The following is a 13633-nucleotide window of genomic DNA, read 5'->3' on the forward strand; positions in this document are numbered from 1 at the left end:
CAGCCGGGCCGCATCAGTTCGGCCGCATCTTTGCAGGGCGCGCGATCATCCTGCGCCAGGCCAATCGAGGTCCGAGCGCGAGCGTCCCGAAAGAGGGGGCGCCGACAGCAGTGAGGAACAGCAGCTTGCACGTGACGGCGATGGGTATGCCCGCGCTTCGCAACAGCAACTCGATGTCGCGTCTTTCCAGGCTGGAGACGCCGACCCCCGTGGCGGCACGCCATGCCAGAAAACTCGCGATTGTCTGCGCGGGTTGGCCGTTCACATCGAACGGCTCGGCGCGATGGCGACGCAACAGCGCGGACTGCCTGGCCAATGCCGCGGCCGCCTTTTGCTGGTCCTGCTTCACGCGCGATACTTGTCCCGGATGCGATCTCAGCTTCACGAGCGGCACTTCCATGTTGGCCAGTTTTCCCGCCTCGGAAAGCCGCAGCCATAGATCGTAGTCTTCGGCATAGGTGAACGCGCGACGATAACCTCCCGCTCGCCGGGCAGCCTCGGTCCGGAACATCACCGTCGGATGGAGCATGGGATTATATCTGGCAAGCGCGTCCCGCAACGGGTCGTTGCCGACGGGGACCTCGATCGGCCTCAACAGCTTTCCCTCCCGGTCGATCTGCAATCCCGCCGTGCCGAGCAGCTGCAAATCGGGATCCGCCTCGAAACGCGCCACCTGCAGGCGCAACCTGTTGGGCAGCGAGACGTCGTCGCAATCCATGCGCGCCACGAGAGAAGCCTGTGCGAGTGAAATCCCCATGTTCAGCGCATCGACGATCCCCTTGCCGCTGTTGGCGACAACTTTGACGCGGCTGTCACGATCGCTGATCGACGTCGCGATCGCGGCGCTGTCATCGCAAGATCCGTCGTCGACGACGATCACTTCGATGTCCGCCAGATCCTGGTCCAGGATGCTTTGCAGGGCCTCGCCGACATATTGTGCGCCGTCTCTCACCGGAATGATCACGCTTACTGTCGGCAATAGAATGATCCTTGCGATAACCGGCCGCGATCGAATGGCCGTCGATTGCCGGATGCGGCAGTCAGGTCTCAAAAATTCCAATTCCAGAGTTCAGCCGATCTGTCGACTGTCAATTTCCTTGTCTGGCCGATCCGAGGAGACCGCAAGGGCGGGGGCGAGCAGCCGCAGGACCGCCTCACGCTTTTTCGCCTTCAACGACGGGTCGCCATCGAGGCCGACTTCATGAAGCCAGCTTCCCCGCCATTCGCAATAGGCCTGTCTGAGATCAATCCCCGGCAAGGCGGCGAATGCATTTATCGGCCGTTGCGGCACCGTGTCCGGGTCCACGTCCCGATAGAGCACCTCCCAATTGGCTCCGCCCGTGTCGAGGCCGGCGAACCAGTCGAGCCCGAAATCGAGAGGCTCGCGGCCGACCGCGTCGAATCGAAAGAAACAATAGCCGGCCCACAAATACCATCGCGCGCCTGCCCAGCGCAGGTCGCCGTAGAAGGCCGTGGCCTCAAGAGGTTCGAACGGGTCGCATCGCTGCGTGGGGAAAAGATCCTGGTCCAGGAATCCGAACGCGGCCGGTGCGGCAGGCTTGAGCACATTGTGCCACATCCAGTTGAGCGCCGCGCCGTGCGACCGGCTCGGGTTTTTCACGGTCCACGGATTGGCCGGCAGCCTGATATAGGCGGCGCCACGCTTCGCGCAAACCCGTCTGTTCTCGTCTGCGGAAGCTTCATCGACGCTATTGTCGGCCACGATATGGAGATCGTGACGAACAAGTCCCCTGGTCAGCCGCAATTGCAGATCCAGGCATTGGGGATCGCCGAAGGCTACCGTCAGCAGGACATGGCGGCCCTGGGCGGCGGCACGAATATCCTGGATACTGCCGTCCGTGGCCGGTTGACGCAGAAAGCTCCGGTCGATTCGCCGGTAACGGGCAGTCTTGATGGCGTGTATTGGCGGCTGCAGCCTCAGCCATTGCCGCCAGTCATATTCGCGCAGGGCCTTTGGCACGGTATGGCAGCTTTCAATCGAGTCCGGCCCGGCAATCGCGGTCGATCAGGGGAATTGCGTGGGCGCGCGCTCCAACTGGCTTTTGGAAAAGCTCGAACGCGGCAGCATCCAAGTCTCTTGATAACCGATTATATACAGCATATTCGTATTTTCGACACGACTGACATTTACGCGCCCTGCTTGTTTGTTTGAACGGAGAAGTCCGGGCGCACCCGGATGCTCTCTGCCGACCTGACTGGGGTAAGACGGCGCTCCGGAAGATGCGATGAGAATCTGCTGCGCAATCTCTGCCCTCTTTATGAACGGGGGGCTGCAAAGGGATTGTCTCAATATCAGCGACCACCTTATCCGGCGCGGCCATAGCGTGACGATCCTGACGACGCGCCAGGTCGGTCATGTCGAGAGCTCGGCGACAATAAAGGTCCATCCGGCACGGGTTCTCTCCAACCCGGGCACCGAATATGCGCTGGGAAGGACCGTCCTGGCGGCCCGGCGGGATTTCGACTGCGTGGTCGGGTTCAACAAGATGGCTGGCCTGGACATCTACTATGCCGGCGACCCACCTTACTTTGCCTCGAAGCTCGGCTGGTGGCGGCCGTTTTCGCCCCGCTTCATTCGCCAGCAGAACCTCGAATCGATGATCTTTGCCCCCGGCAACGCCGCGCAGATCATCGCGCTCAGCGAAAACCAGGCAGCGCTTTACCGCGACTTCTGGCGAACCGAGGGATCTCGCATCCACGTCGTCGGGCCGACGCTCGATCCGCGACGCTGCAGACCGGAACTGCAGGCCGGCGACCGCAGTGATATCCGCGATCGCTTTGGGCTTCCTCGCGAAGCGGTCATTGCCTTGAGCATCGCAAACAGATTGAAGGTGAAAGGTCTCGACCGGGCGGTAAAGGCTCTTGAGCCGTTCCCGGGGATACATTGGCTGGTTGCCGGCTTTCGAAAGGGCAGTGAGGAAGAAATCCGGCTTCGCGGCCTGATCGCCAAATCGGGGATGTCGGATCGGGTCGCGCTGATGGGCATCCAGGAAGATATCCCGGCGATCGTGGTTGCGAGCGATTTCATGCTGCACGCGGCGCGCTTGGAAAATACCGGCACGGTGATCCTCGAGGCGCTCGCGAATGGCCTGCCGGTTATCACCTCGGACGCGTGCGGATATGCAAAATATGTCGAGGCCAGCGGGGCGGGACTGGTCGTGGCCAATCGCGACGATCCCGAAATCTGGCGGCAGGCGATCCTGAGGGCCGGCGATCCGGCAGTCCGCGCGCAATGGCATCAGGCGGCCCTTGCTTACGGAGCGTCAAACCCGCTTACCGGCGGACTGGAAGCGGCCTGCGATCTGATAGAGAGCCTGCGCCGCAACCGGCGTGCCGCTTAGCGCAGCGACATAAGCGATCCCAAATCGCCAAGGGCGCTGCCGCTGTGCCTGGCGCATGCTATCGTCAGGGAGGGTCGTTCCACTGCCGCCCAGAGTCGCCGCTATTGCAAAGGCGCGCCGAAGCTGGTGTCATCCTGTTTTGCACCACTGGTGAGGTACGGTGATGAAGCGCTCTTGTGGGCTTGCCCTGATTTCCTCGACTCTCGCTTTGTGTGCTGCCGCTCCGGTTTCCGCCTCCGCAGCCCAGCCAGGCGATCCGCCGGACGGCATTTCCAAAATAGAAACGGTGGTCGTCATCTTCGCGGAGAACCGCGCTTTCGACAATCTCTATGGACATTTTCCCGGCGCCGAGGGCATCGACAAGGCGAGCCCGGAAAGCCTGCAGCAGCGTGACCGTGACGGTTCCGTCTTGTCCGAACTGCCGCCGGTCTGGGACGGGCTGACTGCCAAGGGCGTTACGCCGCCGGTGACGCAGTCAATGACCGAGCACCTTCCGAACGCGCCTTTCACCGTCAACGACGCGAAAGGTTTCAACGTCCCACTCAACGTCATAACGCACGATCTCTGGCACCGCTATTACCAGAACCAGATGCAGATCAACGGCGGCAAGAACGACATGTTCGTCGCCTGGGGCGATTCAGGCGCCATGCCGATGAGCAACTGGGACACCTCCAAGGGCGATATGTGGGCCGTTGCGCAGAAGTATGTTCTGGCCGACCATTTCTTCATGGGCGGCTTCGGCGGCTCTTTTTTCAATCATCAATGGCTGATCTGCGCCTGCGCGCCTTATTATGCGGATGCCGACAAGAACCCGGCCAAGCCGTCGATCGCGGTGACGGACGCTAGCGGCACAGCACTGAAGGTCGCGGACAATTCGCCGAAATCGGCGCGCGACGGCATCCCGAAATTCGTCTCCGACGGCAATCTGACGCCGGATTTCTACGCGGTGAACACGATGCAGCCACCCTACCAGCCCAGCGGCAACGATCCGGCGCCCGGCGGCGATCCGCGCCTGGCCGATCCGGCCAAGCCCACGACATTGCCGCCGCAGACGGAGCCGACCATCGGCGACGTGCTTAGCCTCAAGCACGTCAGCTGGGCGTGGTATTCGGGCGCCTGGCAGTACACGCTTGAACACGGCAACCACACGCCGATCCCGAATTTCCAGTACCACCACCAGCCGTTCAACTATTACGCCAACTTCGCGCCGGGCACCGAAGCCAGACGCGAGCATCTGCGCGATGCCGGGCTGGGCGGCGTGAGCTTCATCCAGGCCGTTGACGATGGCGTCCTGCCGCAGGTCTCCTTCTACAAGCCCCAGGGCAATCTCAACGAGCATTCCGGCTATGCCGACATCCAGGCCGGCGACCACCATATTGCCGATGTCGTCGCGCATCTGGAGAAAAGCCCGCAATGGCCGCATATGCTGGTCGTCGTCACTTATGACGAGAATGGCGGCATCTGGGATCACGTCGCGCCGCCCAAGGGCGATCGCTGGGGTCCCGGCACGCGCATCCCCGCGATCATCATTTCTCCCTTCGCCAAACACGGCTACGTCGATCACACGCCCTATGACACGACGTCGATCCTGCGCTTCATTACAGAGCGCTTCGAGCTGCCGGTCCTGCATGGCATCGTTGTTCGTGACAAGGCGGTCGCAGCGCATGGGGAGCCGCCGCTCGGCGATCTCACCGGCGGGCTCGATCTGAATTGATGGCCCGTATCCGGAGGACGAAGATGGACGCCGACAGAATTGTCGCGCTGGTCACCGCCGGCGGCATTGAACTCACCGACCGCCGGCGCAACGCCAGCAACGACGGGTGGTCACTCAGCTTCGCCAACGGCGCCACGGTGGAGGTGGGTGAGGACGGATCTGCGCGTATCGGCGGAAAAGGTGCCAAGGCCGTGGCCAGGCTGCTGGACCCGCCGGCCGCGCCGCGCAACGCCTGATCCGGTGGGCCGTCCTCATCTTCGCATGCTGCCGACCGTGTACCGATTTTAAATCAAATTTTACCGAACGCACGGCATGGCTTGCGCGTCGGCGGGTGGTGCCGCCGGCGCGTTTCGCGTAGGGGGTCACAATGCGCATTGTCGGGACGATTCCGTTGGCTCTCGCCGTAGGTCTGTCCACAGCGCCTGTCGCCCAGGCCGGCGAAGGCGGCTGGATATCCGGTGACTGGTATCTCACCCTCGGCGCCACGGCTCTCGTCGCGCCGAATTTCGAGGGCGGCAAGAGATACATGTTGAGCGCCCAGCCGATCATCTCGCTCGGCAAGGCCGGTCCCGAGGCGCGCTTCACCTCACGCAACGACAACATCTCGCTGGCGCTGATCGATGACGGTTCCGTTCGCGCCGGCTTGACCGGCAAGTTCATATTCTCGCGCGAGAGCAAGGACGAGTTGAAGGGCCTCGATCCGGTGCGCTGGGGCGGCGAGGCGGGCGGCTTCTTCGAATTCTACCCGCTGGATTGGGTGAGGGCGCGGGCGGAGCTCACGCACGGCATTCGAGCCCATAACGGTTTCGTCGCGGATATTGCCGCCGACGCCTTCTACGACATCACGCCGACGGTCCGCATTTCTGGCGGCCCGCGCGTCTCTTTCGCCTCGTCCAACTATTTCGACGCCTATTACGGCGTCAGCGCCAAGGAAGCGGCGGCTTCGGGCTTGAGCGAGTACCATCCGGGCGGCGGCGTGAAATCGACAGGCCTCGGCGGCGCGATCACCTGGAAAGTGACGGAGCCGATGACGGCGAGCGTCTTCACCGAGTATTCGCGCCTGATGGGGCCGGCTGCCGATTCCAGCCTGGTCAAGGAACGGGGCGACCGCAACCAGTGGACCTTCGGTGTCTCGACCACTTACCGCTTCAATTTCACGATGTAGGTCGTGAAAGCGGCTTCACGCCTTGAAATCCGCGCTTTATTCCTGTCGCGCCATCCGCTAAAAGCCACGCCATGACGAGCTTTTCGCGCCTTTTCGCGATCGCGATACGAATTACGGGCCCGGTGTTCCGGGCGGCCTGAGCGCCGCTGGAGCCGCCGGGAGTTTCGCGCGCGCCCCTCGCGTTTTTTCATGAACATCAACGCATATTGCCCGAAGGTGGCTTCGGTTTTGGGAAAACGATACGCGTCAAAGCAAGACTTGAACGCCCGGCTTTGTCGTCGGGTACCCTGAGATGGCAGATCAATGACCGACACCGTTGAGACGATCGACTATTCCAAAACGCTCTATTTGCCGCAGACGGATTTCCCTATGCGCGCCGGGCTGCCCGAGAAGGAGCCGGGCCTGGTCAAGCGCTGGCAGGACATGGACCTTTACAAAAAGCTGCGCGAGGAGGCTGCCGGCCGCGAGAAATTCGTACTGCATGACGGCCCGCCCTACGCCAACGGCAACATCCATATCGGCCATGCGCTGAACAAGATCCTCAAGGATGTCATCAACCGCTCCTTCCAGATGCGCGGCTACGATGCCAATTACGTGCCGGGCTGGGACTGTCACGGCCTGCCGATCGAATGGAAGATCGAGGAGCAGTACCGTGCCAAGGGCAAGAACAAGGACGAGGTGCCGGTCAACGAGTTCCGCAGGGAATGCCGCGACTTCGCCGCCAACTGGATCAAGGTGCAGGGCGGCGAGTTCCAGCGCCTCGGCGTCATCGGCGATTTCGACAATCCCTATACGACAATGGCTTACCATGCCGAGTCGCGCATCGCCGGCGAGCTGCTGAAGTTCGCGATGTCCGGCCAGCTCTATCGCGGCTCGAAGCCGGTGATGTGGAGCGTGGTCGAGCGTACCGCGCTTGCCGAGGCCGAGGTCGAGTATCAGGACTATGAGAGCGACACGATCTGGGCGAAATTCCCGGTCGCGAGCCTCGCCCAGCCGGTCGTTGGCGCCGATACGGCGCCGGCGCTGGATGAGACCGCGCTCGATCTGGTCGAGGCGCATGTCGTCATCTGGACGACCACGCCCTGGACCATCCCCGGCAATCGCGCGGTCAGCTATTCGCCGCGTGTCGCCTATGGCCTCTATGAGGTGACGGCGGCCGAGAACGCCTTCGGCCCGCAGCCCGGCGAGAAGCTGATCTTTGCCGACGCCTTGGCCGAGGAATGCGCCGCCAAGGCCAAGGTTACGTTGAACAGGCTTCACAGTGTATCGGCCGAACAGCTTGGCAAGCTTACGCTTTCGCATCCCTTCAAGGGGCTCGGCGGCGGCTATGAATTCCCGGTGCCGATGGTTGCCGGCGAGCATGTCACCGACGACGCCGGCACCGGCTTCGTGCACACCGCGCCCGGCCATGGCCGCGAGGACTTCGATGCCTGGATGGAAGCGGCCGCTGACCTTCGGGCACGCGGCGTCGACACCACGATCCCCTTCACCGTCGATGATGCCGGCTTCTTCACCAAGGACGCGCCGGGCTTCGGCCCGGGGCGCGAAGGTGGCGCGGCGCGCGTCATCGACGACAACGGCAAGAAGGGCAATGCCAACCAGGCGGTCATCGACGAGCTGATCAAGCGCAACGCGCTCTTCGCGCGCGGCCGGCTGAAGCACAGCTATCCGCACTCCTGGCGCTCCAAGAAGCCGGTCATCTTCCGCAACACGCCGCAATGGTTCGTCCATATGGACAAGGACCTCGGCGACGGCACGACGCTGCGCAGCCGCGCGCTGAAGGCGATCGACGATACGCGCTTCGTGCCGGCGGCGGGCCAGAACCGCATCCGCGCCATGATCGAGGAGCGCCCCGACTGGGTGCTGTCGCGCCAGCGCGCCTGGGGCGTGCCGATCGCCGTCTTCGCCGATGAGGACGGCAACGTGCTGAAGGACGAGGCCGTCAACCGGCGCATCATGGATGCTTTCGAGAAGGAGGGCGCCGACGCCTGGTTCGCCGAGGGCGCCAAGGCGCGCTTCCTCGGCAACCACGATGCCTCGAAATGGCACCAGGTGATGGACATCCTCGACGTCTGGTTCGACTCCGGCTCGACGCATGTCTTCACGCTGGAAGACCGCCCGGATCTCAAATGGCCGGCCGACGTCTATCTCGAGGGCTCGGACCAGCATCGCGGCTGGTTCCATTCCTCGCTGCTCGAAAGCTGCGGCACCAGGGGCAAGGCGCCTTACGACACGGTCATCACCCATGGCTTCACCATGGATGAGGAAGGCCGCAAGATGTCGAAGTCGCTCGGCAACACCGTCGTGCCGCAGGATGTCATCAAGCAGTCCGGTGCAGATATCTTGCGGCTCTGGGTGGTGACGACCGATTATTGGGAAGACCAGCGGCTCGGCAAGAACGTGCTGCAGACCAATATCGACGCCTACCGCAAGCTCAGGAACACGATCCGCTGGATGCTGGGCACGCTTGCCCATGACGATGGCCAGGATGTGCCGGTCGAGGCCATGCCGGAACTGGAGCGGCTGATGCTGCACCGGTTGTCCGAACTGGACGAGGTGGTGCGCCAGGGCTACGACGCGTTCGAGTTCAAGCGCATCACCCGCGCATTGCTCGACTTCATGGTGGTGGAGCTCTCGGCCTTCTATTTCGACATCCGCAAGGACGCGCTCTACTGCGACGGGCCGTCCAGCCTGCGCCGCAGAGCGGCCGTGCAGGTGGTGCGCCATCTCTTCGAGTGCCTGGTGAAGTGGCTCGCGCCGATGCTGCCCTTCACCACCGAGGAAGCCTGGCTCGACCGCCATCCGGAAGCCGTCTCGGTGCATCTCGACCAGTTCCCGGCAATTCCGGAAAGCTGGAGGAACGAGGCGCTTGCCGAGAAATGGCGCAAGGTGAGGCAGGTGCGCCGCGTGGTCACCGGAGCGCTCGAGATCGCAAGGGCCGAGAAGGTGATCGGCTCCTCCCTGGAAGCCGTGCCGGTGGTCACCCTCGACGACGCCGCGTTGGAAGCGGCGATCGCTGATGTCGACATGGCCGAGATGGCGATCACCAGCGACCTCGTCATCAGCCGTGGCAAGGCGCCGGAAGGCGCCTTCACGCTCGACGACGTCACGGGCGTGGCGGTGGTGGTGGAGAAAGCCGAGGATCGCGGTCTGGTCAAATGCGCGCGCTCCTGGCGCTACACCGCCGATGTCGGCCAGGATCCGGAATTCCCGGATGTCTCGGCCCGCGATGCGGCCGTGCTGCACGAGCTAAGAGCATTGGGCCGACTCTAGCCACTGTTTATAAGCCGGTGCAAAAGTGCCACGCCGGGCGGCCCGAAACCGCCCATGCGTTGCCCTTAACAAGTGGTTGAGGTAAACACGCGACACTCCGGCAGACAAATTGTCGCCGGATTTCCATCGCAAGTGCGGGGAAGAAGGGGACCGTGCCGTTGGCCGGTGGCGACCGAGAGGCTGTTAGAGTGGGACTTTTTGGCATGACCGACAGAACGTTTGCGCGCGCCGCGCTGGTGGCGCCGCTTGTGGTATCGGCCATCGCAATGTCCGGCTGTGTGAGTTCGCCCACCTACGGAACCGGCAAGACCGCTGCCGCGCAGCTCTTCGACGATGTTTCCGGCGCCGCCTCGATCACGCCGAAGCGTCGCGATCCGATCGACTACAAGCCGCGTCCCGACCTGGTGAAGCCCGCTCCGGGGCAAAAGGAAAGCCTGCCACCGCCGCAGCAGAGCATTCAGACGGCGAGCGCCGACTGGCCCGAATCGCCGGAGGCGCGCCGCGCCCGCATCCGCGCCGACGCCACCGCGCACCAGAACGATCCCAACTACCAGTCGGAAGCAGTCGAGGACGTGCAGACCGATCCCGAAGCGGTGAAGAAGGCGATGGCCGAGTCGGGCTCCAGCCATCCGCCGCGCTGGTCGCCGGATGATTCCAGCGCTACGCGCCGCGCCGAGATTCAGCGCCGGCTCGCCGAACAGAAGCAGGGCGACCCGACTGTTCGCAAATATCTGAGTGAGCCGCCGCTCGCCTATCGCCAGCCCGCCGACACCGCGCCGCAGAACGAGCTCGGAGAGGACGAGTACAAGAAGGAGCGCCGCCTCAAGGCGCAGGCGGAAGGCAAGAAGAGCGGCTGGTTCGATTGGCTGGGTCTGTGAATAGCGAATAGCGAATAGCGAATAGTAGCATTCATTCACTACTCACTTACTACTCACTACTCACTACTCACTACTCACTACCACTCGCCGCCATTCCGTCTCTCCCGAAAGAAATCCTTGAGAATGAGGGCGGCGTCGCTCTCGCCGAGCCCCGGATAGATGTCCGGCGTGTGATGGCAGGTCGGTGACGCGAAGAAGCGCACGCCGTTGATCACCGCGCCGCCTTTCTCGTCGGCGGCGCCGAAATAGAGCCGCCGCAGCCGGGCGAAGGAGATGGCGCCCGCGCACATCGCGCAGGGTTCCAGCGTTACATAAAGGTCGTGGCCCGTCAGCCGCTCGCTGGCGAGCTTGCGGCACGCCTCGCGGATCGCCAGCATCTCGGCATGCGCGGTCGGGTCCGACAGTTCACGCGTGCGGTTGCCGGCTTTCGCGACCACGGTGCTGCCCTTGGTGATGACGGCGCCGACCGGCACCTCGCCGCGGCCGGCGGCCGCCTCGGCCTCCTCAAGCGCCAAGGCCATGAAATGCGGTCGTTTCAAGCGGTTTCCATTCCGATTACTTCTCGCCACCCGGGAGTGATCCTGTTATCTAGCGCGAGACCTTGAAAACCGGAATCGGTTTTGCCGCGCGGCTGGATGCGCAAAATCAAGAATGACACTGCCTGCGTTGGGCGTCCGCAAGGGCGCGCGGCGTCGTAGCAGGCGAAGACGGACAAAGTAATGGACGACGACAAGAAATCTCCACGCGGGCCGCGCAAGGGCGGCTCGAAACCGGCCGGCCCGCGCGGCGGCAAGCCGGGCTTCGGCGCCAAGAAGCCGTTTGCCAAGGGTGAGCGGCCGGTGGCCGCCGGAGGCGAGCGCGGCGACTTCAAGCGCAGCTATAAGCCAGGCGAGACAGGCAAGGGCGCGGAGCACGGCGAGCGACCGTTCCGCAAAGGTCCGCCGCGCGACGGCAAATCCTTCGAAAAGCGTGAAGGCCGCAAGCCTTATACGCCGCGCGGGGACCGCCCGATGGCTGCGGAAAGCGGGCGTCCGGCGCGCGACTTCAAGCGCAGCTACAAGCCGCGCGAGGTCGGTGAAGGTGCAGAGCGCGGCGAACGACCCTTCCGTAAAGGCCCGCCGGGCGACGGCAAGCCCTTCGAGAAACGCGAAGGCCGAAAGCCTTACGCGTTGCGCGGCGACCGGCCGACGACCGCTGAGGGCGAGCGCGGCGAACGCCGTTTCGACCGCCCCAAGCGCGAGTTCGGCGATCGTCCCGGACGCGACTTTGCCGACCGGCCGAAACGCAATTTCAGCGATCGTCCGCGCGCCTCAAAGCCGGAAGGAGGGTTCAAGCCGCGGCCGCGTCCCTCGGAAGCCGCGCCGGAGAGCGGCGAGCGCATCGCCAAGCGGTTGGCGCGCGCCGGTATCGCCTCGCGCCGCGACGCCGAGGAACTGATCGCCGCCGGCCGCGTCAAGGTCAACGGCAAGGTGCTGGACTCGCCCGCTTTCAACGTCGGCGCCAACGACGTCATCCATCTCGACGGCACCGAGATCCCGCCGATCGAGCGCACGCGTCTCTTCCTGTTCCACAAGCCGGCGGGCGTCGTCACCACCAACCGCGATCCGGAAGGCCGCAAGACCGTCTTCGACGTGCTGCCATCCGATCTGCCGCGATTGATGACGATCGGCCGGCTCGACATCAACACCGAGGGCCTCCTGCTCTTGACCAATGACGGCGGGCTGGCGCGTGTGCTCGAACTGCCGGCCACCGGCTGGCTGCGGCGCTACCGCGCGCGCGTCCACGGCAAGGTCGAGGAGAGCGCGCTTGCCGGCCTGCGTGACGGCATCGCCGTCGACGGCGTCTTCTACGGCTCGATCGAGGCCTCTCTCGACCGCGAGCAGGGCACCAATGCCTGGCTGACGCTCGGCTTGCGCGAAGGCAAGAACCGCGAGGTGAAGAACATCCTCGGTGCGCTCGGCCTCGAGGTGACGCGGCTGATCCGCATCTCCTACGGGCCGTTCCAACTGGAGGACCTTCCCGAAGGCCATGTGTTGGAGATCAAGGGGCGCGTGCTGCGTGAGCAGCTCGGCGAGCGGCTGATCGAGGAATCCGGCGCCAATTTCGATGCCGAAATCCAGAAACCGTTTTCCAACAAGCCGGTGCGCGGCGGCGGGCCGCGCCGTGAGGACGTCGAACGGCCGAAATTCACCCGCGACGGTGACCGCCGGCCGATCGGCGAGGGCGGGCTGATCAAAGCGCGCAAGCGCCGCGAAGACAGTCGCGACGAGGCGCTGAGCAAGCTCTCGACGAAACCCGAGCGGGTGTTCGGCGAGCGCGGCGCGAAGTCCGACCGCGGCGGCTTTGGTGACAAGCCGCGTGGTTTCGGCGACAAGCCTCGTTTCGGCGGGAAGAAATCTGAGCGCGAGCAGAGGCCGATCGAACCGCCGAGGCAGCGAAAGGCCAATGTCTGGATGGCGCCGGGCGCCAGGCCGATCGGCAAGGGCAGGGCAGAGGCCGATGCCGCCAGAGCCGCCGAAGCGAAGAAGCGCAAGGCGTCGTTCAAACCGGGCGGCAAGGGCAAATCGGGCGCAAAGCCGTTCGGCAAGCCGCGCGGCGAGCGCCCTGAAGGCGATGGCGGCAACAGGCCGCGCGGTCCGAAGAGGGGCGGCGATGCGGATCGTCGGCGGTGAGTTCCGCGGGCGTCCGCTGGCGACGCCGAAAAGCAATGCCATCCGCCCGACCACCGACCGCACCCGCGAGGCGGTGTTCAACGTCCTGGCGCATCGCTACGCGGAAAAGCTCGAAGGCGGCCGCGTGCTCGATCTCTTCGCCGGCACCGGCGCGCTCGGGCTTGAGGCTCTGTCGCGCGGCGCCTCCTACTGCGTCTTCATCGAGGAATCGACGGAGGGGCGAGGTCTGATCCGCGAGAATGTCGAAATCTATGGGCTCACCGGCCGCACCAAGATCTTCCGCCGCGACGCCACGCATCTCGGCGACGCCGGCACGATCTCGCCCTTTGGGCTGGTCTTTGCCGATCCACCTTATGGCAAAGGGCTCGGCGAGCGCGCGCTGCGCTCGGCCAAGGCCGGTGGCTGGCTTCTGCCTGGCGCGCTCTGTGTCGTCGAGGAGACTGCCTCGGCGCGGTTCGAGCCAGGCCCCGGTTTTTCCGTGATCGACGAGCGCAATTACGGCGAAACGATCATCCGCTTCATCGAGGTGGAGTGAGCGAGGCGCGTCCCTTCTCTCGCATGGGAAGAAG

Annotated in this window: 11 protein-coding genes; 8 read left to right on the forward strand and 3 right to left on the reverse strand. The window is 64.2% G+C overall.

Annotated elements, in window-relative coordinates; genetic code table 11:
- Nucleotides 1-13 precede the first annotated feature (13 nt).
- Both ACVMIM_RS18795 and ACVMIM_RS18800 read right to left on the reverse strand, forming a co-directional pair.
- On the reverse strand, nucleotides 14-979 hold the full coding sequence (locus ACVMIM_RS18795) for a glycosyltransferase (RefSeq protein ID WP_476113811.1): 966 nt from the start codon (nucleotides 977-979) through the stop codon (nucleotides 14-16).
- A 90-nt stretch (nucleotides 980-1069) separates the two neighbouring features.
- On the reverse strand, nucleotides 1070-1981 hold the full coding sequence (locus ACVMIM_RS18800; RefSeq protein ID WP_476113812.1) for a hypothetical protein: 912 nt from the start codon (nucleotides 1979-1981) through the stop codon (nucleotides 1070-1072).
- A gap of 298 nt (nucleotides 1982-2279) precedes the next feature.
- Here ACVMIM_RS18800 and ACVMIM_RS18805 point away from each other — a divergent pair, with 298 nt between their 5' ends.
- From ACVMIM_RS18805 to ACVMIM_RS18830, 6 genes are all read left to right on the forward strand, one after another.
- Nucleotides 2280-3362, forward strand: coding sequence for a glycosyltransferase family 4 protein (locus ACVMIM_RS18805; RefSeq protein ID WP_476117292.1), 1083 nt, complete (start codon nucleotides 2280-2282; stop codon nucleotides 3360-3362).
- Nucleotides 3363-3525: 163 nt separating this feature from the next.
- Entirely contained in the window at nucleotides 3526-5076 is a 1551-nt protein-coding gene (locus ACVMIM_RS18810; protein WP_476113813.1) for an acid phosphatase, read from the forward strand.
- A gap of 23 nt (nucleotides 5077-5099) precedes the next feature.
- Nucleotides 5100-5312: a hypothetical protein gene (locus ACVMIM_RS18815; RefSeq protein WP_476113815.1), complete on the forward strand. Its 213-nt coding sequence runs from the start codon at nucleotides 5100-5102 to the stop codon at nucleotides 5310-5312.
- A 131-nt stretch (nucleotides 5313-5443) separates the two neighbouring features.
- On the forward strand, nucleotides 5444-6241 hold the full coding sequence (locus tag ACVMIM_RS18820; protein ID WP_476113816.1) for a MipA/OmpV family protein: 798 nt from the start codon (nucleotides 5444-5446) through the stop codon (nucleotides 6239-6241).
- 303 nt (nucleotides 6242-6544) lie between these two features.
- Nucleotides 6545-9514, forward strand: a complete 2970-nt coding sequence (ileS, locus tag ACVMIM_RS18825; protein WP_476113818.1) for an isoleucine--tRNA ligase — start codon at nucleotides 6545-6547, stop codon at nucleotides 9512-9514.
- A 203-nt stretch (nucleotides 9515-9717) separates the two neighbouring features.
- On the forward strand, nucleotides 9718-10392 hold the full coding sequence (locus ACVMIM_RS18830; RefSeq protein ID WP_476113820.1) for a hypothetical protein: 675 nt from the start codon (nucleotides 9718-9720) through the stop codon (nucleotides 10390-10392).
- A gap of 77 nt (nucleotides 10393-10469) precedes the next feature.
- Here the strand turns inward: ACVMIM_RS18830 and ACVMIM_RS18835 are convergent, their stop codons facing one another.
- Entirely contained in the window at nucleotides 10470-10931 is a 462-nt protein-coding gene (locus ACVMIM_RS18835) for a nucleoside deaminase (RefSeq protein WP_476113821.1), read from the reverse strand.
- Between the two features lie 180 nt (nucleotides 10932-11111).
- Between ACVMIM_RS18835 and ACVMIM_RS18840 the strand changes: the two genes are divergently transcribed.
- Together ACVMIM_RS18840 and rsmD are read left to right on the forward strand one after the other, a co-directional pair.
- Nucleotides 11112-13064, forward strand: coding sequence for a pseudouridine synthase (locus ACVMIM_RS18840; RefSeq protein ID WP_476113823.1), 1953 nt, complete (start codon nucleotides 11112-11114; stop codon nucleotides 13062-13064).
- Nucleotides 13045-13599, forward strand: coding sequence for a 16S rRNA (guanine(966)-N(2))-methyltransferase RsmD (gene rsmD / locus ACVMIM_RS18845; protein ID WP_476113824.1), 555 nt, complete (start codon nucleotides 13045-13047; stop codon nucleotides 13597-13599). The genes ACVMIM_RS18840 and rsmD overlap by 20 nt, the downstream gene beginning before the upstream one ends.
- Nucleotides 13600-13633: the final 34 nt, after the last annotated feature.

Source organism: Mesorhizobium sp. USDA 4413, assembly GCF_056280365.1.

Bases quoted from the DNA above. Each gene is read 5' to 3' on its own strand.
- ACVMIM_RS18830 (WP_476113820.1), top strand. From the start codon at position 9,718: ATGACCGACAGAACGTTTGCGCGCGCCGCGCTGGTGGCGCCGCTTGTG.
- ACVMIM_RS18820 (WP_476113816.1), top strand. From the start codon at position 5,444: ATGCGCATTGTCGGGACGATTCCGTTGGCTCTCGCCGTAGGTCTGTCC.
- ACVMIM_RS18805 (WP_476117292.1), top strand. From the start codon at position 2,280: ATGAACGGGGGGCTGCAAAGGGATTGTCTCAATATCAGCGACCACCTT.
- ACVMIM_RS18815 (WP_476113815.1), top strand. From the start codon at position 5,100: ATGGACGCCGACAGAATTGTCGCGCTGGTCACCGCCGGCGGCATTGAA.
- ACVMIM_RS18810 (WP_476113813.1), top strand. From the start codon at position 3,526: ATGAAGCGCTCTTGTGGGCTTGCCCTGATTTCCTCGACTCTCGCTTTG.
- rsmD (WP_476113824.1), top strand. From the start codon at position 13,045: ATGCGGATCGTCGGCGGTGAGTTCCGCGGGCGTCCGCTGGCGACGCCG.
- ACVMIM_RS18840 (WP_476113823.1), top strand. From the start codon at position 11,112: ATGGACGACGACAAGAAATCTCCACGCGGGCCGCGCAAGGGCGGCTCG.
- ileS (WP_476113818.1), top strand. From the start codon at position 6,545: ATGACCGACACCGTTGAGACGATCGACTATTCCAAAACGCTCTATTTG.